19 protein-coding genes are annotated in these 22,513 nt (G+C 48.0%); 11 read left to right on the forward strand and 8 right to left on the reverse strand.

The features are described 5' to 3' along the window. Positions 1–32: 32 nt before the first annotated feature. The 4 genes from AACQ93_RS11845 to lrp all read right to left on the reverse strand — a co-directional run bounded on the left by AACQ93_RS11845 (position 33) and on the right by lrp (position 6,136). Positions 33–1,319: a replication-associated recombination protein A gene (locus AACQ93_RS11845; protein WP_304441022.1), complete on the reverse strand. Its 1,287-nt coding sequence runs from the start codon at positions 1,317–1,319 to the stop codon at positions 33–35. 144 nt (positions 1,320–1,463) lie between these two features. Next, a complete protein-coding gene (gene lolA / locus AACQ93_RS11850) occupies positions 1,464–2,081 on the reverse strand; it encodes an outer membrane lipoprotein chaperone LolA (RefSeq protein WP_084419142.1) in 618 nt (205 codons plus the stop codon). 25 nt (positions 2,082–2,106) lie between these two features. Beyond that, a complete protein-coding gene (locus tag AACQ93_RS11855) occupies positions 2,107–5,250 on the reverse strand; it encodes a DNA translocase FtsK 4TM domain-containing protein (RefSeq protein ID WP_064605217.1) in 3,144 nt (1,047 codons plus the stop codon). Positions 5,251–5,641: 391 nt separating this feature from the next. After that, positions 5,642–6,136, reverse strand: a complete 495-nt coding sequence (gene lrp, locus AACQ93_RS11860; RefSeq protein WP_007467256.1) for a leucine-responsive transcriptional regulator Lrp — start codon at positions 6,134–6,136, stop codon at positions 5,642–5,644. Positions 6,137–6,293: 157 nt separating this feature from the next. On the opposite strand from lrp, the gene ald reads away from it, so the two are divergent. The 4 genes from ald to cydC all read left to right on the forward strand — a co-directional run bounded on the left by ald (position 6,294) and on the right by cydC (position 12,159). After that, a complete protein-coding gene (ald, locus tag AACQ93_RS11865) occupies positions 6,294–7,415 on the forward strand; it encodes an alanine dehydrogenase (protein WP_064605218.1) in 1,122 nt (373 codons plus the stop codon). Positions 7,416–7,625: 210 nt separating this feature from the next. Beyond that, complete coding sequence (gene trxB / locus AACQ93_RS11870; RefSeq protein ID WP_007467262.1) at positions 7,626–8,588, forward strand: thioredoxin-disulfide reductase; 963 nt, start codon at positions 7,626–7,628, stop codon at positions 8,586–8,588. An 84-nt stretch (positions 8,589–8,672) separates the two neighbouring features. Continuing rightward, positions 8,673–10,445, forward strand: a complete 1,773-nt coding sequence (cydD, locus tag AACQ93_RS11875; RefSeq protein WP_064605219.1) for a heme ABC transporter permease/ATP-binding protein CydD — start codon at positions 8,673–8,675, stop codon at positions 10,443–10,445. Further along, complete coding sequence (gene cydC, locus AACQ93_RS11880) at positions 10,438–12,159, forward strand: heme ABC transporter ATP-binding protein/permease CydC (RefSeq protein ID WP_064605220.1); 1,722 nt, start codon at positions 10,438–10,440, stop codon at positions 12,157–12,159. The genes cydD and cydC overlap by 8 nt, the downstream gene beginning before the upstream one ends. Before the next feature lie 63 nt (positions 12,160–12,222). On the opposite strand, the gene AACQ93_RS11885 is transcribed toward cydC, so the two are convergent. After that, the gene (locus AACQ93_RS11885; protein ID WP_064605221.1) at positions 12,223–12,681 is read right to left on the reverse strand and encodes a glycine zipper 2TM domain-containing protein; all 459 of its coding nucleotides are present in this window, start codon (positions 12,679–12,681) and stop codon (positions 12,223–12,225) included. Between the two features lie 139 nt (positions 12,682–12,820). Here AACQ93_RS11885 and aat point away from each other — a divergent pair, with 139 nt between their 5' ends. The 3 genes from aat to infA all read left to right on the forward strand — a co-directional run bounded on the left by aat (position 12,821) and on the right by infA (position 14,643). Next, complete coding sequence (aat, locus tag AACQ93_RS11890; RefSeq protein ID WP_064605222.1) at positions 12,821–13,528, forward strand: leucyl/phenylalanyl-tRNA--protein transferase; 708 nt, start codon at positions 12,821–12,823, stop codon at positions 13,526–13,528. 2 nt (positions 13,529–13,530) lie between these two features. Beyond that, complete coding sequence (locus AACQ93_RS11895; protein ID WP_064605223.1) at positions 13,531–14,229, forward strand: arginyltransferase; 699 nt, start codon at positions 13,531–13,533, stop codon at positions 14,227–14,229. A 195-nt stretch (positions 14,230–14,424) separates the two neighbouring features. Beyond that, complete coding sequence (gene infA, locus AACQ93_RS11900; RefSeq protein ID WP_005493784.1) at positions 14,425–14,643, forward strand: translation initiation factor IF-1; 219 nt, start codon at positions 14,425–14,427, stop codon at positions 14,641–14,643. 160 nt (positions 14,644–14,803) lie between these two features. On the opposite strand, the gene clpA is transcribed toward infA, so the two are convergent. Together clpA and clpS are read right to left on the reverse strand one after the other, a co-directional pair. Beyond that, on the reverse strand, positions 14,804–17,068 hold the full coding sequence (gene clpA, locus AACQ93_RS11905; RefSeq protein ID WP_007467281.1) for an ATP-dependent Clp protease ATP-binding subunit ClpA: 2,265 nt from the start codon (positions 17,066–17,068) through the stop codon (positions 14,804–14,806). A gap of 47 nt (positions 17,069–17,115) precedes the next feature. Then, on the reverse strand, positions 17,116–17,436 hold the full coding sequence (gene clpS, locus AACQ93_RS11910) for an ATP-dependent Clp protease adapter ClpS (RefSeq protein ID WP_007467283.1): 321 nt from the start codon (positions 17,434–17,436) through the stop codon (positions 17,116–17,118). 225 nt (positions 17,437–17,661) lie between these two features. Between clpS and cspD the strand changes: the two genes are divergently transcribed. Continuing rightward, positions 17,662–17,883: a cold shock domain-containing protein CspD gene (gene cspD, locus AACQ93_RS11915; protein WP_036800406.1), complete on the forward strand. Its 222-nt coding sequence runs from the start codon at positions 17,662–17,664 to the stop codon at positions 17,881–17,883. A gap of 468 nt (positions 17,884–18,351) precedes the next feature. Here the strand turns inward: cspD and icd are convergent, their stop codons facing one another. Then, positions 18,352–19,605, reverse strand: coding sequence for an NADP-dependent isocitrate dehydrogenase (gene icd / locus AACQ93_RS11920; protein WP_007467287.1), 1,254 nt, complete (start codon positions 19,603–19,605; stop codon positions 18,352–18,354). A gap of 141 nt (positions 19,606–19,746) precedes the next feature. On the opposite strand from icd, the gene rluE reads away from it, so the two are divergent. From rluE to hflD, 3 genes are all read left to right on the forward strand, one after another. Continuing rightward, a complete protein-coding gene (gene rluE, locus AACQ93_RS11925) occupies positions 19,747–20,394 on the forward strand; it encodes a 23S rRNA pseudouridine(2457) synthase RluE (RefSeq protein ID WP_036800409.1) in 648 nt (215 codons plus the stop codon). Positions 20,395–20,717: 323 nt separating this feature from the next. Then, entirely contained in the window at positions 20,718–21,830 is a 1,113-nt protein-coding gene (gene mnmA, locus AACQ93_RS11930) for a tRNA 2-thiouridine(34) synthase MnmA (protein WP_007467293.1), read from the forward strand. Positions 21,831–21,844: 14 nt separating this feature from the next. After that, complete coding sequence (gene hflD, locus AACQ93_RS11935) at positions 21,845–22,462, forward strand: high frequency lysogenization protein HflD (RefSeq protein WP_007467295.1); 618 nt, start codon at positions 21,845–21,847, stop codon at positions 22,460–22,462. The last annotated feature ends 51 nt before the right edge of the window (positions 22,463–22,513 follow it).

A 22,513-nucleotide genomic window follows, 5' to 3' on the forward strand; every position in this document is an offset into this window, starting at 1 on the left:
GCTGATCATTCAACAATACCCAAAAAGCCTTATTATTGATAGCGCTTTAACGCGCTTTTTGCATCTAAAGAAGCAAGATAATCTAACTTTTCGGCAATTTTAGTTTCCAATCCCCGATTTGTTGGAAAATAGTAACGAGTTCCTTTCATTTCTGGTGGTAAATAAGATTCACCGGCAGCGTAAGCGCCCGGCTCATCATGGGCATAACGGTATTCCTGACCATAGCCCAGTTCTTTCATCAATTTGGTCGGTGCATTACGAAGATGGTTCGGCACTTCATAATCGGGATGATTGAGCGCATCTTGCTTAGCTTTGTTGAACGCAGTATAGACAGCATTACTTTTCGGCGCACAAGCAAGGTAAATTATCGCCTGAGCGATTGCTCGCTCACCTTCGTAAGCGCCAACACGGGTAAAGCAATCCCACGCTGAAATCGCAACCTGCATCGCCCGCGGATCGGCATTACCGATATCCTCAGAAGCAATCGCCAGCAGACGACGGGCAACATAAAGCGGATCACAACCAGCCTGAAGCATACGGGCAAACCAATAGAGTGCTCCATCCGGGCTTGAACCCCGAATCGACTTATGGACCGCTGAAATCATGTCATACCAAAGATCGCCTTTGTTATCGAAGCGGGCAATTTTCTCACCGGCGACTTCAGCCAACAGCGGCAAAGTGATCTGCTTGACGCCCTGAGAATCCTCTTCTGCCATGTCAATCAACTGTTCAAGATAGTTCAGGGACATACGAGCATCACCGCATACCAGATCTGCCAGGCGCTCTTTTACGTCGTCAACGAAACAAAGGTTCGTATCACTAACACCACGATTCTTATCGTTCAGTGCCTGATCAATCACTTGCAGAATCTCATCTGTTTCGAGGGATTTCAGCTTATATACCCGAGCACGGGATAGAAGTGCGTTATTCAGTTCAAACGACGGGTTTTCTGTCGTGGCGCCGATAAAAGTAACCGTTCCGTCTTCAATATGCGGTAGAAAAGCATCCTGCTGGCTTTTATTAAAACGATGCACCTCGTCCACAAACAGAATGGTTCGGCGTCCGGCCATCTTGTTGTCACGAGCCTTATCAATTGCAGCGCGAATATCTTTAACGCCGGATGTTACCGCAGACACCCGCTCAACTTCTGCATTCGCGTAGTTTGCTGCCACTTCAGCTAAGGTTGTTTTTCCTGTTCCCGGTGGTCCCCACAGAATCATAGAGTGCAAATGACCAGCTTCAAGAGCTCGACGAAGAGGCTTACCCTCACCCAGAATGTGGTGCTGACCAATATATTCATCAACGGTACGAGGTCGCATTCTTGCGGCCAGCGGGCGAAAATCAGAAGAAAAATCCAGGCTTAAGTTATTCAAAATAACTACCCTCAAATACAGAAAAAGGTGGTATCAAGTACCACCAGTTTTAAAGAAGTTTTACTTTCAGAGGCTCAGCTCTAAAACATATTAATTACGCTGGTCATCCAGCTCGACACCTTTTGGCGGAGTGAACTTAAACAGGTCACCGGCTGGCGTGCGAGCAGTAAATTTGCTGAAACTGAAGTTACTACGCTGACCATCTTGCTCAACTACAGTAAAGCCTCGCACTTCACCGTTCTGGGCAACTGTTACGACAAATTTACCGCCCTGAACCGTTTTGTCTTTTGGCGTCAGAGTAAACGTATCGGCAGTCTGAGCGACATTGTATTTTTCCCAGTCGGCAGCGCTGTTTCGAGTTAACAGCACAAACGGCGTCTGCTCAGTTGCATCTTTCAGCCACATCGCCGTCACCTGCTCAACAAAAGGGCTGTAATACCACAACGTTCTGCCGTCAGAGATCAACAGGTTTTCATCAGGCACCACGGTATTCCAGCGGAAAAGATTCGGACGCTGAATAGCGACATCTCCCTCGCCCTCAACTAACAGATCACCTTCCGGGCTGACAACCTTTTGTTTGAAATCGGCACTGAAGGCATTCACCTTGCTCAAGCGAGCACTCAACTCCTGCTGAGGGTTGGCCCATGCGGCAGATGACAATAAGACAGGCGCTGCGACCAGCAAACCCATGACTACTTTTTTAATCATTCTTTTTACCTTGTAGTGATTCCATTTAGTCTCGTGGTGGCGGTGGCGGAGCCAATACCTCACGGTTACCATTATGTCCCGGCGCACTGACAATGCCGTGAGCTTCCAACTGCTCAACAATTCGCGCAGCACGGTTATAACCGATCTTAAACTTGCGCTGGACACCAGAAACTGAGCCACGACGGCTTTCAGCAACAAACGCGGCAACCTGATCAAACAACTGATCCAGATCGTCATCACCACCTACCGGAGTCTCACCAGGCAGCAGGCCTTCAGCCCCCTGATCGGCATTGAGGATACCATCGATATACTGTGGCTTACCGCGGGCTTTCCAGTCGTTTACTACGTTGTGAACATCGTCATCGGAAGCAAACGCCCCGTGAACGCGCACCGGATGGTTCTGACCTGCTGGCAGATAAAGCATATCACCCATACCAAGCAAAGATTCAGCTCCGCCCTGATCAAGAATGGTTCTTGAGTCAGTCTTGGTCGATACGGTAAAGGCCATACGGCTTGGAATATTTGCCTTGATCAAGCCAGTAATAACATCAACCGACGGGCGCTGAGTCGCCAACACAAGGTGGATACCGGCAGCACGTGCTTTCTGAGCCAATCGAGCAATCAGTTCTTCCACCTTCTTACCGACCACCATCATCAGGTCGGCAAATTCATCAACAATCACCACGATACTCGGCATTTTTTCCAGTCGTGGCGGATATTCATCCATACTGTCACCAGGCTTCCACAAAGGATCATGGATTGGGTGACCAGCAGCGGCTGCCTCTTCCAGCTTGGCATTGAAGCCGGCCAGGTTACGAACACCGACGGCTGCCATCAGCTTATAACGACGCTCCATTTCACCAACACACCAACGCAGCGCATTGCTGGCATCTTTCATGTCAGTAACAACTTCAGTCAACAGATGCGGGATCCCTTCATAAATTGAAAGTTCCAACATTTTCGGGTCAATCATGATGAAGCGGCAGTCTTCAGGCTTACACTTATAAAGTAAGCTCACAATCATAACGTTCACACCAACCGACTTACCTGAACCTGTCGTACCTGCCACCAGCAAGTGCGGCATCTTACTCAGATCAGCAACAATCGCTTCACCGGCAATGTCGTAGCCCAAAACGATCGGCAGTGCAGCTTTCATTTTCTGGAAGCGCTCACTACCCACCACTTCTGACATATACACGGTTTCACGATTTACATTCGGTAGTTCCAGACCGATATAAGGCTTGCCCGGAATGACTTCAACCACACGAACCGCAGAAGCTGACAATGCACGCGCCAGGTCTTTTGCCAGCCCGGAAATGCGGCTAACCTTAACTCCCGGAGCCAGATCCAACTCATAACGGGTGATAACCGGTCCCGGATATACACCGACCACTTTAGCTTTGATCTTGTAATCAGCCAGTTTACTTTCAACAAGCATCGCCGTCTGCTTTAGCTCTTCCTCACTAGCCGGCTGAACATTCTGTTTGGCCGGCGCCAGCAGATCCAACGTTGGCATCGGTGATGTGGGAACAGGCAGATCCGCCTCTTTCTTCATTAGGAACGGATTATCAAGGCCAGCAGCATGAGCCTCAGCTTTTTGTGCATCCCGGATTTTCTTCAGGAAGGCTTCTTCATCGCTCATTTCCTCTTCATCTTGTTCTTGAGAGGCGCGCTCGAGCTCAGACATACCGTCCTGGACACCAATTTCAATATCATGACTGATAGCCGGAACCTGTTCTTCTTCAACAGCAACCGTATTAGTAACATTCGTTGTTGATACCAGTTCAGTTGTCTGTTCAGTAGCCAGTTCAGGTATCGGTTCGCTTATCGTCTCTGATACAGGTTCTGATACTACGGACTCAGCCTGAACTGAATGTGAATATTCTTCAGGGGATTCAACCAAAGATTCCTGTATCGGATTCAGGACTTCAGTTGAGGCGAAAACGGGCGCATCAACAGGCTCTGACTGGCTGTTAAGAGGTTGAGGTTCTGCCACTGGTGACTGCAATTCTGGTGTATGAATCACTGGTTCAGGCTGCGGTTCCCGCTCTCGCTGAACATCTTCCACAGTCAGTGGTGGCTCAATAGCCTGCTGTTCGGAGAAGTCAGAAACCTCAGTTTCTTCCATATAAACAGTGAAGTTTTCATCCCGCTCGAGTTCACGCTCAAGCTCGGCGATTGTCATACCTTTTGCTTGCGTGGTTGAGGTCACAGGGGCCTGCGGTTCAGGAACGGCTGTCGGCGCTTCAGCAACCAGTGTTGCACTATCATGCTGCTCAACAACAGGTTCCGGGTGCTGAGCTGTGACAGACCTAGCTCGCTCCGGCATCACAATCTTAGGTTCTGATGATTCATGACTCCAGTCAGTATCATTCAGCAAAGGTTCTTTATGATCAGAAACTAATACGTCATCGGCTTTGTCTTTACTTGGAGCCAGCAGGACATCATCAGCATCATGTGCAAGCTCCGGCTCAGGAGAAAGCTGACTGGCATAAGATGTCTGCTTCTCATCCGGAATTTCAGCCGCAAACGGCGTCAAAGTTTCTGATTTGTCAGAGCGAAACTTATTAAACAACCATGCAAAAGCCTTCAACGCCGTCTCACCTAAGGTATCAACAACCGTTAGCCAAGAAATGCCGGTAAACAGCGTGAAACCTACAGCCCAAAAGAACATCAGAACCAGAGTCGTTCCGAGGATATTGAATATCGGCAAGGCCATATTGGAGACCACATCACCGATCACACCACCTGATGAGAAATACCAGATGTCATCAAAATTCAGGTCTGCCAGACCACAGCCGGTAAGGAAAAGCAGGAGAAGTCCCAGTAAACGGGTTCCGTAAATCATGTAATCGATAGATTTACGTTCTTCACGGCGACGGAAGAGAATCCAGGCCCCCAAAACTATTGCAGCTGGTAGCGGGTAAGCCAGAGAACCCAAAGTAAACAGGAAGGTGTCAGCAACTAGTGCACCCAAAGCGCCTGCCTTGTTCTGCACCGGCCCTTCCCAGGCCGTTTGCGACCACGAAGGATCAGCCGGGTCAAAACTGACGAGGGCAATCATGATAAAAATGGCGGCTAAAATCCCCAGGATCAAAAAGCTTTCTAGCAGGCGCTGCCCTCCTGAAAGGCGCGATTTGGGCTGCTGTTTGCCTTTAATTTTCCTCAAAAAACACTCCGGTGTAACTATCTTCTTATTTTTCGCCTGAACCGATAGCTATCCCCTGCACTATCCGCTTCTTGTGCATGTCAGGATAGTTCGGCGGTTCTCCCGCAATCATTCAGGCGGCTTCAAATCTATCGCACTATCTTATACTACTTAGCATCACTTTTTGACTAATAAAGAGATGTAAAGGACGATAAAAACCATCCCTCAACATAGCGCTTATCCTATTGTAAACGCGATCGCTTCAGATAAGTTCATCCCTGTGTCAATTAGCCCGACAAGCGCTCAACTTTTAATCACATCAACTCAACAGAAAAATTGATAAGATGCAGAAACAAATCAAGCGGCCGAAGCCGCTTGATTATTGACCGTTAAGACGGTGATGTTGCAGAAATTAGCGAGTCTTAATAACCAGGTTATTGGTCTGCTTAACTTCTTCCATTACAACATAGGTACGAGTATCGTTCACGCCCGGTAAGCGCAGCAGGGTTTCACCCAACAGCTTACGGTAGGCTGACATATCCGATACACGGGTCTTGAGAAGGTAATCGAAATCACCGGAAACAAGGTGACATTCCTGGATATCCTCAAGCTCCTGAACAGATTTGTTAAACTGTTCAAATACGTCCGGGGCACCACGATTAAGCGTAATTTCGACGAATACCAAAAGAGAGGCATCAAGGAACTGAGGATTTAGCAGCGCAGTGTAGCCGCTGATATAACCCTGACGTTCCAATCGGCGAACACGCTCAAGACATGGAGTTGGAGACAAACCTACACGTTTAGATAACTCGACATTTGAAATACGACCGTCTTTTTGCAGTTCATTCAGGATGTTACGGTCAATTCTATCCAATTCCTTGGATGGTTTCTTCTTGGTATCTACCATTTTTTATTCCACCTTCTTACTTCCTTGCAAAAAAATATACTACAACTTTTTAATTTTTAGAATCAAATACTCTGATAGTCAAACTATACTGCCTTTATCTTCGCATTTACAACCTTGTCAATAGCAATTAGAACTACGATGCCAAGGGAGAAGCAGGATGATCATTGGCGTTCCCAAAGAAATCAAAAATCACGAATATCGAGTCGGACTCGTCACCAGCAGTGTTCGTGAACTAGTTTCCTTAGGCCATCAGGTACTCATCGAAACCAATGCCGGTGCAGGTATTGGTCTTTTTGATGAAGACTACCAGGCTGCCGGTGCTTCTATTATTCCAACTGCCAAAGAAGTTTTTACCAGATCAGAGATGATTGTCAAAGTAAAAGAGCCTCAGGCAGAAGAAAGAGCTATGCTCCGCGAAGGACAAATTTTATTCACTTATCTCCATCTTGCACCAGATTTTCCACAAACAAAAGACTTAATCGACAGCAAAGCTATCTGTATCGCTTATGAAACAGTCACGGATCATTACGGAAGATTGCCGTTATTAGCCCCGATGTCGGAAGTCGCCGGCAGAATGTCTATCCAGGCTGCCGCCCAGGCTTTAGAGAATTCTCAGGGGGGACGAGGACTGCTTCTCAGCGGTGTTCCGGGGGTAGAACCGGCGAAGGTCATTATTCTGGGTGGAGGTGTTGTCGGATCCAATGCGGCAAGGATGGCTGTGGGAATGCGGGCAGATGTCACTATTCTAGATCGCAGCCTGGATACACTCAGGGCCCTTGACCGGGAATTTCAAGGCAAGGCCAAAGTTGTCTATTCCACCGACGAGGCTATCGATAAGCTGGTACCCGGAGCGGATGCCATTATCGGGGCTGTGCTTATCCCCGGAGCGGCTGCGCCAAAGCTCATTACCTCAGAGCACGTAAAGATGATGAAAGCAGGTTCAGCCTTAGTCGATGTCGCTATTGATCAGGGTGGATGCTTCGAAACATCGAAGCCAACGACTCATACTGAGCCGATATATATTGTTGATGATGTCGTTCACTATTGCGTGGCCAACATGCCGGGAGCTGTAGCCCGAACATCAGCCTTTGCTCTGAATAACGCAACCCTTCCCTATGTGGTTAAACTGGCTCAGCTTGGCTACAAGCAAGCGCTGCTTGATGATCCGGGCTTCCTTGCCGGGCTAAATATCATGCGAGGAAAAGTCACCTATAAGGAAGTCGCTGAAGCCTTCGACCTGCATTTTACAGACCCGGCAGTAGCGATAAGCATGCACTGACTTATCCTTTTGATAAATAGCAACTTCTAACTTTCGGGAAGCTTTTTCAAGTTTCCCGTTTCTATTTTCAGCGACCTTGCTTCACAACGAATCCTTACCAAGCATGTCATCATCAGGGCGAGACAGACTTGGGACTCTTTCATTACGCCATTAATTTACCTACAATCAGCTTTCTACATGATAATAATCTCATTTCAGCCTGGAGAAGTAATGAGTAACGTAAGACATTGTAAACTGCTCATCCTTGGTTCTGGTCCGGCTGGCTACACAGCCGCTGTCTATGCAGCCCGCGCTAACCTAAATCCGGTGATGGTAACAGGAATGCAGCAAGGCGGTCAGTTAACGACAACCACTGATGTGGAAAACTGGCCTGGTGATGCGGAAGGCCTGACTGGCCCGGCGCTGATGGAACGAATGAAGGCGCACGCTGAAAAATTCGAGACTGAAATCATCTTCGACCATATCAGCGAAACAGACTTCAGCCAGCGTCCATTCCGCCTAAAAGGCGATAATGGTGAGTACACGTGTGATGCGTTAATCATTGCTACCGGCGCTTCGGCAAAATACCTAGGATTGGAGTCGGAAGAAAACTTCAAAGGCCGTGGTGTTTCTGCCTGTGCAACCTGTGACGGATTCTTCTACCGCAATCAGAAAGTTGCCGTTGTCGGTGGTGGTAACACTGCCGTTGAGGAAGCACTTTACCTTTCCAACATTGCTTCTGAAGTTCACCTTATCCACCGTCGTGACACATTCCGTTCAGAGAAAATTCTGACCAAGCGTCTGATGGACAAGGTTGAGAATGGAAATATCGTCCTGCATACCAACCGAGTACTGGACGAAGTGCTGGGTGATGACATGGGCGTTACCGCCGTTCGTATCAAAGATACTCAGTCTGAGACGACCGAAGATCTGGATGTAATGGGAGCCTTCATTGCAATCGGCCACCAGCCAAATACACAAATCTTTGAAGGTCAGCTTGAAATGGCTAATGGCTATATCAAGGTTCAGTCTGGCACTGAAGGTAATGCGACACAAACCAGTGTTGACGGTATTTTCGCTGCTGGTGACGTTATGGATCATACCTACCGCCAGGCAATTACTTCGGCAGGTACTGGTTGTATGGCGGCACTCGATGCTGAGCGCTTCCTGGATGCCTTAGAAGAACAACAATAATAAATCTGGCCGCTTTTACCTGAAGCGGCCGCAAATGAGCCTTCTCTTTTTCTGATAGCTGCCCGTCGCAGCTCAAGAATTCTTATGGATAAAAAATTACAACGCGATTTAACCAAGTGGTTGAAGTCACAGAGCAAACTGGCTAAACGCTGGCTGATGCTAAGTGTCGGGCTTGGTTTCCTTTCAGGGTTGCTGCTTATTGGTCAGGCAGCCTTTTTAGCACATATCCTTCACCAACTTATCATCGAACATACTGACAAATATCAGCTGGTCGGCAGCTTTTTCGGCCTGATTGTCATTGTTGGTCTTCGGGCCGTCTGTAGCTGGGGACGTGAAATCTGCGGCTACCGCTGTGGCGAACAAATTCGTCTCCACATCCGCCAACTTATTCTGAACAGATTACACGCCCTGGGCCCTGCCTACATGAAAGGCAAACCTGCCGGTACATGGGCAAGCCTGGTGCTGGAACAAGTTGAAGAAATGCAGGATTTCTTCGCTCGCTACATTCCACAAATGTCGATTGCGGTACTGGTTCCACTGGTTATCCTGTTTGCCGTGTTCCCGCTGAACTGGGCAGCAGGTTTGGTCTTCCTAATCACTGCGCCACTGGTCCCTATTTTCATGGCTCTGGTCGGGATGGGGGCTGCTGATGCCAACCGACGCAACTTCAAAGCACTACAACGCCTGTCCGGGCATTTTTACGACCGCCTGCAAGGTCTGTCTACACTTCGACTGTTCAACCGTGCTGAAGTTGAAGCTGAGAACTTGCATGCCGCATCGCATGTATTGCGCAAGCGCACCATGGAAGTACTTCGGCTGGCATTTCTTTCATCTGCTGTTTTGGAGTTTTTCTCTGCCATTTCGGTGGCGATCGTCGCCGTTTACTTCGGTTTCACTTATATCGGTGAGCTGGATTTCGGTCACTACGGTACGTCAGTTTCACTATTTACCGGACTGTTTATCCTGATTCTGGCACCAGAGTTCTACCAGCCTCTGCGCGATCTGGGCACCTTCTACCACGCTAAAGCACAGGCTATCGGTGCAGCGGAATCCATTGTTGAATTCCTGAATACCGAAGCGGATGAGATGTCGGCAGGTTCAGAAGAACTGCCATCGCCGGAAACGATTCAAATCAACGCAGAAAACCTTGAAGTATTAAGCCCTCAGGGTCAGGTTCTGGCCGGTCCGTTAAGTTTTGATATTAACTCCCAGGAACAAATTGCGCTTGTCGGTCCAAGTGGTGCCGGTAAAACCAGTTTGCTGAATGCCCTGCTCGGTTTTCTGCCATACCGCGGCAACCTGAAAATTAACGGCATCGAACTGAAAGAGCTGGACCATAGCGAATGGCGCCAGACTATCAGCTGGGTCGGTCAAAACCCACTACTGGTGCATGGCTCAGTACGCGACAACATTACACTCGGTAACCCATTAGCAACAGATGATCACGTCAGCCAGGTCGCACGCCTGGCCTATGCCGATGAGTTTATCGGTCGCCTTGAACAAGGCTACCAGCATCAGGTCAGTGATCGCTCCGGAGGTCTGTCGGTCGGTCAGGCCCAACGAATTGCTGTTGCCCGTGCCATGCTGCAAAACGGTGGCTTCTGGCTGCTGGACGAACCGACAGCCAGCCTGGATGCCAACAGTGAACATCTGGTTCTGGACAGTCTTGCCATGGCTACTAAAGGACAAACGACCCTGATGGTCAGCCATCGACTTGACCAGCTTTCAGTAATGGATCGGGTTCTGGTGATGGAAAACGGCAAGCTGGTACAAAACGGTCACTTCGACCACATTAAACACCAAGGATTACTGGCTGACATGCTGGCTAATACTGACAAGAGGGATCTCGATGCGTGATTTAATCCCTTACCTGAAACTATATCGTAAACACTGGTTCGGCCTGACACTGGGTATGCTGCTTGGCCTGGCAACCCTGCTGTCTGCAATGAGCCTACTGACGTTGTCCGGCTGGTTTATTGCCGCATCGGCTGTTGCCGGTTTGACGATCGCCCGTGAGACGTTCAACTACATGCTGCCGGGAGCCGGTGTCCGTGGTTTTTCGATGGCCCGAACTGCCGGTCGCTGGGGCGAACGTGTCGTCAGCCACAATGCGACTTTCAAGCTGCTGGCAGACCTGCGCCTGTTCTTCTTCCGCAAGCTGACACCATTGATCCCAGGTCGTCAGGCAAACCTTCGTGATGCCGATCTGCTAAACCGCCTGGTTGCGGATGTCGATGCGATGGATCATGTCTACCTGCGTCTTGTCAGCCCACTGATTGTGGGAGTTATCGGTCTGCTTACGATAACGGCTTTTCTTGCCTGGTTTGACCTGACTATCGGACTGATGCTGGGCTTTATCCTGCTGCTGCTGATGTTTTCGCTACCGGTTATTTTCTACCGCCTGGGTAAAACCAATGGTGAAGCGCTGACCTATGCCAAAGCCAATTATCGGGTGAAGCTGCTTGACTGGCTTCAGGGGCAAGCTGAGTTACTTCTGTTTAATGCTGAAGAGCGCTATCGTGAACAGGCTCTGTCTGAGCAGGATGCCCTTCTGGCAGCGCAACGAAAGATGGCCAGCCTGACCGGTCTTGCCAATGCTATCCTGATGGCAGCAACAGGCTGGACTTTAGTCTTGATCACCTGGATTGCCGCTGATGGTATCGGCGGAGGAACACCGGATCCGCTCGTTGCTATGGTGGCCTTCGCAACCATGGCAAGCTTTGAACTGATGATGCCGGTTGCCGGTGCATTCCAGTATCTGGGACAAACGCTGACTTCAGCACGCCGCCTCAATGAAATCATTGAAGCAACACCTGATACGCCGTTTGATCCAGAAGGCCACGAGGCTCAGGTTAACGGTGATATTGCTATCGACGATATCAGTTATACCTACTACGGCAGTGACCAACCTGTGCTGAAGAACATTTCTATCAGCCTGAAACAGGGCGAGAAACTGGCTCTCCTCGGCCGTACCGGTTGTGGTAAATCCACCCTGCTTCAACTACTGACTCGTAACTGGGATCCACAGCAAGGTAAAATCAGTATTGATGGTGTTGAGCTGCCGAAGTGGCAGGAAGCTTCGCTACGTCAGGCTATCACAGTCGTCAGCCAACGAGTGGACATCTTTAACGGCACCCTGCGTGAAAACCTGCTGATGGCAAAACCTGAGGGCTCAGATGGAGAGTTCAGCAAGGTACTAACGAAAGTCGGCCTTGAGACCCTGCTTAAAGGTAAAGGTCTGGATACATGGCTTGGAGAAGGTGGTCGTCAGCTGTCCGGTGGTGAGCGTCGTCGTATCGGGATTGCCCGTGCTCTGTTGCATGATGCCCCTATCCTGCTGATGGATGAACCAACCGAAGGTCTTGATCGCCGAACTGAGCAGCAGATCATTTCTTTGTTGATCGAGCATGCAAAAGAGAAAACCGTTCTGTTCATCACCCACCGCCTGGTCGGTCTTGAAGAGATGGATCAGATTTGCCTGATGGACGAAGGGGAAATCATTGAGCGCGGTAAACACACTGAATTGCTGGCACTGAATGGCCGCTATACTGAACTGTGTAACCGAATCTAAGATCCGTTGAAACAAAAAAAGCGAGAGCCAAATGGCTCTCGCTTTTTAGTTTTTCTTTCAGTATCAGAATGTTTTATCAACCCTGACACCGTCGTCGAAATACAGTATCCGGACACTGTCACCACGTTGGAAAAGCATTTGCTGATCAACATCCTGTATTACATCAATCAACTTTCCGTCTTCTGCTTTAATCAAAATTTCAACCAGGCGGTAATTCACAATTTTCTGAGTCGGTTGACGATGGTGAGCAATACTGGCTCCGGCAACCGCACCAACAGCTGTCGCTACTTCACGTCCACTGCCGCCACCGAACTGATTCCCCACCAGGCCACCGATAACACCACCTAACAAGGTTTCCCAGCCATTACGCTGTGAGTTCACTACTTCCTGATGGGAAATATAGCGAACGGAATCAACTTCCCCGAAGACTACCTGATTGACGGTACGGGCTTCATTTCGGTTATACGGTGCAGCAGTTACAGCTATTGGTAGTAATAGCAGTAACATTAATAGCCTTCTCATTTTATAATTTCCCCGAGACTGGTAATTTATCCTTATTTTATGCTCTGACCGACCTGATAAACAGAGATAGCATGCGGTAAATATTCCGACAGTTTTTCAGGGCGGCAACACTATTATCGAAACCAGATATACAGAACTTATGGCAATTTACTTACCGGAGCTTGACCCGGTACATATTCAATTCCCGGTGACCGAAACGGCCCTGGATGAACCCAACGGCTTATTGGCATTTGGTGGTGATTTACGCCCGGAACGACTGCTCTCAGCCTACCGTCACGGTATCTTTCCATGGTATTCCGATGGTGAACCCATTCTCTGGTGGAGCCCGGCCCCCCGTGCCATCTTTCTTCCGGATCAGTTTAAGCCCAGCAAAAGCCTGCGTAAGTACTTCCGAAAATCAGGATATCAGGTCACCCTGAATAAAGCCTGTCACGAAGTAATTCGACTGTGTGCCGACAGCCGTGGTGCGGAAGAGACCTGGATCACCGATGAAATGAAACAGGCCTACCAACTGATGCATAACCTCGGGCACTGTCACTCAGTGGAAGTCTGGCGCGACGACAAACTAATCGGGGGCTTATACGGCATTCAGGTCGGCACCATTTTTTGTGGTGAGTCTATGTTCTCGCTGGCAGATAACGCCTCGAAAATAGCCCTGTGGATCTTTTGTCAGCATTTCACAGCTCATGGCGGCACTCTGATCGACTGTCAAATCATGAACGACCACCTTGCTTCACTCGGCGCTGTCGAAATTGAACGCGGACCTTTTATGCAATTTTTACAATTGCAAAGAGATGCCATACTTGAAGAAGGCTGTTTCCAACCGCGGGAGCTATATCAGGCATAATCATGACAAGCTATAACAAACTTTCACTTCGGATTGGCCTTACCCCTGTGTCGCCGTGTAATTATTTACCAGATGAACAAGAGCAGTTAGGCGTTGTGATGGATCATCACTGGCTGACAGCACCGGGTTATGGCGTACTGATTGCCTCGGGATACCGTCGCAGCGGCACCGCCGTTTATCGTCCGATGTGTCAACAATGCCATGCTTGCACTCCACTCCGGATTGACTGTGAACACTTCACACCATCCAAAAGCCAGAAACGACAGCTAAATCAGATGAAACAGCTGCGCTGGGAATTTAAAAACGAGCTCGATAACAATTGGTTTGAGCTCTATGAAAAATATATCCGGGCCCGACATGCTAAAGGGAGTATGTACCCGGCCAACCGTGAGCAATTCTATGATTTCTGTACCGCAGAGTGGATGGATACTCTGTTCCTGCACGTCTATGAAAACGATACTCTAGTGGCCGTTGCTGTCACAGATGTGTTTCATGACGCGCTCAGTGCGGTATACAGTTTTTTCGACCCCGACTATCATTTATCTCTCGGTACATTTTGTGTGTTGTATCAAATCAGATACTGCCAGCTAACCGACAGAAAATGGCTCTACCCCGGCTACCAAATCGATGACTGCAAGGCAATGAACTATAAAGTTCGCTTCAAGCCTTACCAGAAACTACTTGATGGTCACTGGCAATAAACATTCATTACATTGATTTGTGTTTACGTAGTACCCAATTCGGCAAAAAAATGGAGAAAATACGTTTTAATAGGTCACAGTAGCTGACAAAGGATTAGAGCAAGGGTAAAATTGCGGCCTAAACTTTACACTTAAACAGTTTCGAGGCATTATCCAGCCCGATCAGAAGAATGGCTGGTAGCCTAAGAGGATTCAATGGCAAAAGAAGACGTAATTGAAATGCAAGGTACTGTACTTGATACACTACCTAACACTATGTTCCGCGTTGAGCTGGAAAACGGTCACGTAGTTACCGCTCACATCTCTGGTAAAATGCGCAAGAACTACATCCGTATTCTTACTGGTGACAAGGTGACTGTGGAGCTGACTCCATACGACCTGTCTAAAGGCCGCATCGTCTTCCGCGCGCGTTAATCTTGTACCAAGATTAAAGAGACAAAATAAAACCCGGCATGAAGGCCGGGTTTTATTTTATCTGAAAATCCATTCAGCCCATCAAGCTGGATGATAATCACGTGAATCAGCGTAAAAAATAACCGCCATAAAGGCGGTTATTTTTATTACTTAGTAGCGATTAATGAACAGGTTCCATCTCGCTGCTGAATTGGAAATCCAGCTTGTCATCGACCAAGTCAACTCGCACAGAGCCTCCGTTGACCAACTCGCCGAATAACAACTCATTAGCCATTGGCTTCTTAAGGTTATCCTGAATTACCCGTGCCATCGGACGAGCACCCATCGATTTATCGTAGCCTTTATTTGCCAACCACTCGCGGGCAGCCGCAGACACTTCCATTGAAACACCGCGGGCATCCAACTGAGCCTGCAGTTCAACAATGAACTTATCCACCACCTGAGAAATAACCTCTTTTTCAAGATGGTTGAACCAAATGATACCATCGAGACGGTTACGGAATTCCGGCGTAAACACTCGCTTGATTTCAGACATCGCATCATGGCTGTGATCCTGCTGGATCAAACCGATCGACTTACGTACTGTCTCTGTCACACCAGCGTTGGTTGTCATCACCAAAATAACGTTACGGAAATCCGCTTTGCGACCGTTGTTATCAGTCAGCGTACCGTTATCCATAACCTGTAATAGCAGGTTGAAGACATCCGGGTGAGCTTTCTCGATTTCGTCCAACAGTACAACAGAGTGCGGACTCTTAATAACCGCATCAGTCAACAGACCACCCTGATCGAAACCAACATAACCCGGAGGCGCACCGATCAGACGGCTCACAGTATGGCGCTCCATGTATTCAGACATATCAAAGCGCAGTAGTTCAATGCCCAGTGTGCGAGCAAGCTGAACGGTTACTTCTGTCTTACCGACACCGGTCGGACCGGCGAACAAGAATGAACCAACAGGTTTATTCTCTTCCCCCAGACCTGCACGGCTTAGCTTAATAGCTTCAGATAGAGCATCGATAGCCTCATCCTGACCGAACACCAGCATTTTCAGCTTCTCATCCAGAGTCTGCAGAACATCTCGATCACTCGATGATACTGATTTCTCTGGAATACGCGCCATTTTGGCAATCATTGCCTCAATGTCGCTGACATTAACGGTTTTCTTACGCTTGCTGGCCGGAGCCAGACGGCAGCGAGCACCCGCCTCATCAATAACGTCAATTGCCTTATCCGGCAGGTGACGCTCATTAATGTATTTGGCCGACAATTCAACTGCCGCACGAATTGCCTTATTGGTAAAGCGAACTTCGTGGTGAGCTTCGTACTTCGGCTTCAGCCCCATCAGGATCTTAGTGGTGTCATCCAGTGACGGCTCTACAATATCAATCTTCTGGAAGCGGCGTGACAGCGCACGTTCCTTCTCAAAGATATTGCTGTATTCCTGATAAGTCGTTGAACCCATGCAGCGGATCTTACCGCTACTCAACAGCGGTTTGATCAAGTTAGCCGCATCCACCTGGCCACCAGAAGCTGCACCGGCACCAATGATAGTATGGATTTCATCAATAAACAGGATGGCATGCTCTTCTTTTTCAAGCTGCTTCAAGATGCCTTTGAAACGCTTCTCGAAATCACCGCGATACTTAGTACCGGCAAGCAATGAACCGATATCCAGCGAGTAAATCACACAATCTTTGATGATATCCGGCACCTGGCCTTCAACAATGCGCCAAGCCAGACCTTCAGCAATCGCAGTCTTACCCACCCCGGCTTCACCTACCAGAAGCGGGTTGTTCTTCCTGCGTCGGCACAGTACCTGTACCGTTCGTTCAAGTTCAAAATCACGACCAATCAACGGATCGATACCACCCGCACGTGCCAACTGGTTCAGGTTAGTCGCAAAATTTTCCAGTTTATCTTCCGAACCCTGCTCTGCACGCGGCTCATCACCGCCCACATCAGGGCCATTCAGATCGTCGTTATCACTGTCTTTAACTGTACCGTGAGAAATGTAATTAACGACATCAAGGCGACTAATGTCACTCTTCTTAAGCAGATAAGCTGCATGAGATTCCTGTTCACTGAAAATCGCCACCAACACATTCGCGCCGGTCACTTCGCTCCGACCAGAAGACTGAACATGGAAAACCGCACGTTGAAGAACACGCTGGAAGCTCAGTGTTGGCTGAGTTTCACGGCTTTCATCATCTGCCGGAATCAAAGGTGTGGTCTGCTCAATAAATGAATCAAGCTCTTTACGCAGCTTATCCAGATCCGCACGACAAGCTAACAGTGCCTCTTGCGCTGCGGCATTTTCCAACAATGCCAAGAGCAAATGCTCGACAGTCATAAACTCATGGCGCTTTTCTCTCGCTCGTGCAAAAGCACCGTTCAAGCTAGCTTCAAGTTCTTTGTTTAGCATAAGGCACCTCCCCTAAATACCACTTAATTATGGTGTGCCGGAAAAAGTCAGGCTTTTTCCATCGTACACAGTAGCGGATGTTCATGCTCCTTTGCATACATCATCACTTGTGCCACCTTCGTCTCGGCGACTTCAGCGGTAAAGGTTCCACATACTGCTTTCCCTTCATAATGCACAGTAAGCATCAACTGTGTTGCTTTCTCCAGATCCATGGAGAAGAACTTCTGTAACACTTCTATCACAAAATCCATCGGAGTGTAATCATCATTGTTTAAAATTACTTTATACATCGATGGCGGCTTAACCTGAGTCTCTTCCTCGTCTAGTACATCAGACTCAGGAATAATCCATTCATATAACTTGCTCATAGTCTCATCTTAGTCATTTGTTCAAGTGCTTGCTACATCATCTCACGTACAACCACGCATTTTATGAAAATGTTATAATATGCACTTGACTGTCTAGCTCATTTTACTAAAGTGTAACCTGTATTTGATATTAACTGCATCAAAATAGCATTAGTATGCAAATCGTGTTAAAAGAAGTGGCTACTAATGCAAAATGGAACTTGAATGCAAAGAGGGATGTAAAGCATGGCAACAGGTACAGTTAAATGGTTTAACAACGCAAAAGGCTTCGGTTTTATCTGCCCAGAAGACGGTGAAGGCGATATTTTTGCACACTATTCAACTATCCAGATGGATGGCTACCGAACTCTCAAAGCGGGCCAACAAGTCAACTATACGGTTGAAACTGGGCCAAAAGGTTACCATGCCAAAGAGATAGTCCCGGTTGAAGCTGATGCTATGAAGTAAACCACTTCAACTTTGTACGTCATTTCCAAAAGGTGAGCAAAAGGCTCGCCTTTTCTTTACCTGATACAAATACTTCGCAGCCTTAAGAGGCTATCACTCTCTACTCGACACCGGTTCCGGGCGAAAAACAAGTTCCAACAGTGAATAATTAATGAATATTTTCACCTTCATTTATTAACATTTTTATAAACAATCCCAGGCTATTTACCCAATCACCTTTTATCATAAGCTAAAATCTCACTGCGAACATCAACGTTCAGTCACTCATAGTAAAAATGAGGGGTACCGTCTCAATTTCAATCATTTAATACGATAGCTTTGATGTCGAGCCACTATATCTCCATTAATTTGGGCTGTTCTCAAACGGGTAATAACACTCTGATTGGATCGATTATTGTTCTGTTTGGCATCAAACAAAAATGCCCGGCCAAGGCCGGGCATTTCGTGATGATTCAAAGTCGGTATGACTTACTTCATCTGCTCAATCATATCGTCAGCAAATTCAGAACACTTACGGAGTGTCGCACCATCCATCAGACGTTCGAAATCATAAGTTACGGTCTTGTTGCTGATAGCCGCTTCCATCGAGCTGATGATCAAATCAGCAGCTTCTGTCCAACCCATATGACGCAGCATCATTTCAGCCGAAAGGATCAGAGAGCCAGGGTTAACTTTATCCTGACCAGCATACTTAGGAGCAGTACCGTGTGTCGCTTCAAACAGAGCCACACCATCACCGATGTTGGCACCCGGGGCGATACCGATACCACCAACCTGCGCAGCAAGAGCATCAGAAATATAGTCACCGTTAAGGTTCATAGTTGCGATCACGTCATACTCGGCAGGACGCAGCAGGATTTGCTGCAGGAATGCATCGGCAATGCAGTCTTTAATAATAATTTCTTTGCCGGTATTCGGATTCTTCATCACCATCCACGGACCACCATCCAGCAGCTCTGCACCGAACTCAGCAGCAACTTCATAGCCCCAGTCCTTAAAGGCACCTTCGGTGAACTTCATGATATTGCCTTTGTGAACCAAGGTCAGTGAGTCACGATCATTATCGATCGTGTATTGAAGAGCGGCACGAACCAGACGTTTTGTTCCTTCTTCTGAAACAGGCTTAATACCGATACCACACTGCTGTGGAAAACGGATTTTGGTAGCACCCATTTCTTCCTGCAGGAACTGAATAACTTTATCTGCTTCTTCTGTACCGGCCTGATATTCAACACCGGCATAAATATCTTCCGAGTTCTCACGGTAGATAACCATGTCAGTCAGTTCAGGTTGCTTAAGCGGGCTTGGTACACCTTCAAAATAACGAACAGGACGAGCACAAATATACAGATCCAGCTCTTGGCGAAGAGCCACATTAAGAGAGCGGATACCACCACCGACCGGGGTAGTCAGCGGTCCTTTAATTGCAACTTTGTACTCTCGGATGAAATCCAGGGTTTCTTGAGGCAACCAGGCATCTTCGCCATAAACTTGTGTAGATTTTTCACCCGTATAGATTTCCATCCATTCAATCTTACGGTCGCCGCCGTAGGCTTTATCTACAGCCGCATCGACAACTTTAATCATTGCAGGGCTTACATCAACCCCGATACCATCACCTTCAATATATGGGATAACCGGGTTGTTAGGAACGACCAGTTTACCTTGTGCGTCCAGAGTAATCTTATGACCATTTGCTGGTACAATTACTTTACTATCCATTTAAATCTCCTAGCGTCCATTTGTTATCTTTTTGTAAGATGCGCGCAAATCATACTTGAAATTTTATCGATACGCCACTCAGGATGTTTTTCGCGTATAATATGCCCGTCAACTTAGTATTCCTTGTATAACACGCTATTTATGAAGCCAAACACCTCACCTCGTCAACAAAGACGTTCAACTAATGAGCGTAGAACATCAAGAAGAATTAATAAACCTAAACGTCCTCGTGGACCGCAGAAGATCATTTTATTTAACAAACCATATAACGTTTTGACCCAGTTCACCGGCGAACCGGGAGATAAAACACTGTCTGATTTCGTCCCTGTAAAAGACATTTACCCGGCAGGAAGGCTGGATAAAGACAGCGAAGGTCTACTGGTTCTGACTAACGACGGCGTCCTCCAGGCACGACTGACCCAGCCGAAATCCAAGCAGGCAAAGGTGTATTGGGTTCAAGTCGAAGGCTCACCAACAGAAGAGCAGCTCGATCAACTCCGAAAAGGCGTCACCCTAAAAGACGGGCCGACTTTACCTGCTGGCGTTGAGCGCATGGAGGAGCCAACGGTATGGGATCGCGTTCCGCCGATCCGTGAAAGAAAAAATATTCCGACAACCTGGCTGGCAATCACTCTAAAAGAAGGCCGTAACCGTCAGGTTCGCCGCATGACTGCGCATATCGGTTTCCCTACCCTGCGTCTGATCCGTTACCAAATGGCCGACTGGACAGTTGACGGGCTTGCGCCGGGCGAATGGCGTGAAGTTAAGCTCCCGACTAACGGCGAATAACTTCTGATCAAACAATTACCTGCCGACAACTGTTGTCGGCAGCTCTCCCATTTTGATTTAAAAAAGCTACACATTCTCACTGGCATCTACTATCATACCACCACGCAAACGTTTGCGTGAAATTTAAAGCAAAGTAACTAGTTAAGAACAAAGACATTATTATTCTTGGCTCATGCTGGCTTAGAGCCAAGAAAAAACGATGGTGAACAGAGATCAAAAAAGCCAATAAAATTATTAAAGTGTGATTCTGCTCTCGCTCTGTTTCAGTAAAAAGCTTTCTGTTAGAATTACGCTCTTAACACCATTAATGATTGAAGAGAAATATGTCAGATAACAGCCAGAAAAAAGTCATTGTCGGCATGTCCGGCGGCGTTGATTCCTCTGTATCCGCTTACTTGCTGCTTCAACAGGGCTACCAAGTGGAAGGCCTGTTCATGAAGAACTGGGAAGAAGACGATAATGAAGAGTACTGCTCAGCAGCAGAGGATCTCGCAGACGCACAAGCTGTATGTGACAAACTAGGTATTCACCTGCACACCATCAACTTTGCAGCTGAATACTGGGACAATGTCTTCGAGTACTTCCTTGCTGAATACAAAGCAGGCCGTACTCCGAACCCTGACATTCTTTGCAACAAAGAAATCAAGTTCAAGGCATTCCTGGAGTTTGCCGATGAAGTGCTGGAAGCCGACTACATTGCGATGGGTCACTACACTCGCCGCAGCTTCCCGACTCAGGAAGGCGAGAAGCCACAAATGCTTCGCGGTGTCGATAATAACAAAGACCAGAGTTACTTCCTGTACACGCTGAGCCACGAGCAAATCGCGCGCAGCCTGTTCCCGGTAGGTGAACTGGAGAAACCAGAAGTTCGCCGCATTGCTGAAGAACAAGGTCTTGTAACTGCAAAGAAAAAAGACTCAACCGGTATCTGCTTTATCGGTGAGCGTAAATTTACTGAGTTCCTGAGTAAATACCTGCCGGCACAGCCAGGCAAGATTGAGACCGCCGAAGGTAAAGAGATCGGCGAGCACCAGGGACTGATGTACCACACTCTGGGCCAACGTAAAGGCCTGCATATCGGTGGACAGAAAGGCGGTAACGGCAGTGAAGACCCATGGTACGTTGTCGACAAAGATGTTGAGCGCAACGTACTGATTGTTGGCCAGGGTAAAGATCATCCGCGCCTGAAATCAGAAGGCCTTATTGCTTCCCAGCTTCACTGGGTTGATCGCCAGCCTATCCGTGAAACGCTGAAGTGCACAGTGAAAACCCGTTACCGACAGCAAGATATCCCATGTACCATCATCCCTATCGATGATGAAAACATCAAAGTTATCTTTGATGAGCCTCAAATTGCTGTAACACCGGGCCAGTCTGCTGTGTTCTACAACGGCGACGTATGTATGGGTGGCGGTATTATTGAGAAGCGAATCTAAAGGAGTTGTCGCACGTGGCACACACTTTATATGACCGTACTATCGCATTTGCAGGTATTTGCCAGGCAGTAAAACTTGTCCAGAAAGTGGCCCGCGACGGCCACTGTGACAACGATGCGCTGGACGCTTGCCTTAACAGTATTCTTGTTACTGACCCGGCAAATACTCTGGAAATTTTCGGTAGCGAATCGAATTTGCGCATTGGCCTGGAAACGCTGTCAGACGAAATCGACAATACACCGTCTGGCAATGAAATTACGCGTTATCTGGTCAGCGTTATGGCACTGGAACGTAAGTTATCCAGCCGTCGTGACAGCATGGCACAACTGGGTGACCGAATTGATACGGCGAAACGTCAGGTTGATCACTTCGAGCTGCTTGAAGACCAAATGATCAGCAACCTGGCCAGCATTTACCTTGATATCATCAGCCCGCTGGGACCTCGTATCCAGGTTACAGGCACACCGGCGCACCTGCAGCAGCAAAGCGTTCAGCATAAAGTGCGAGCCCTGCTGCTGGCTGCTATTCGCTCAGCAGTACTGTGGCGTCAGGTTGGCGGTAAGCGTCGTCACCTGATCTTTGGTCGCAAGCAAATGGTCGAGCAAGCGAAAATCCTGCTGGCCCGCTGCTAACCTTTTTAATTGAGCCTGCCCTTATCCGGCATGTTCATTTTTGTCGCCCGG

It is taken from the genome of Photobacterium sp. J15, assembly GCF_963870815.1.
Classification (GTDB): domain Bacteria; phylum Pseudomonadota; class Gammaproteobacteria; order Enterobacterales; family Vibrionaceae; genus Photobacterium; species Photobacterium marinum.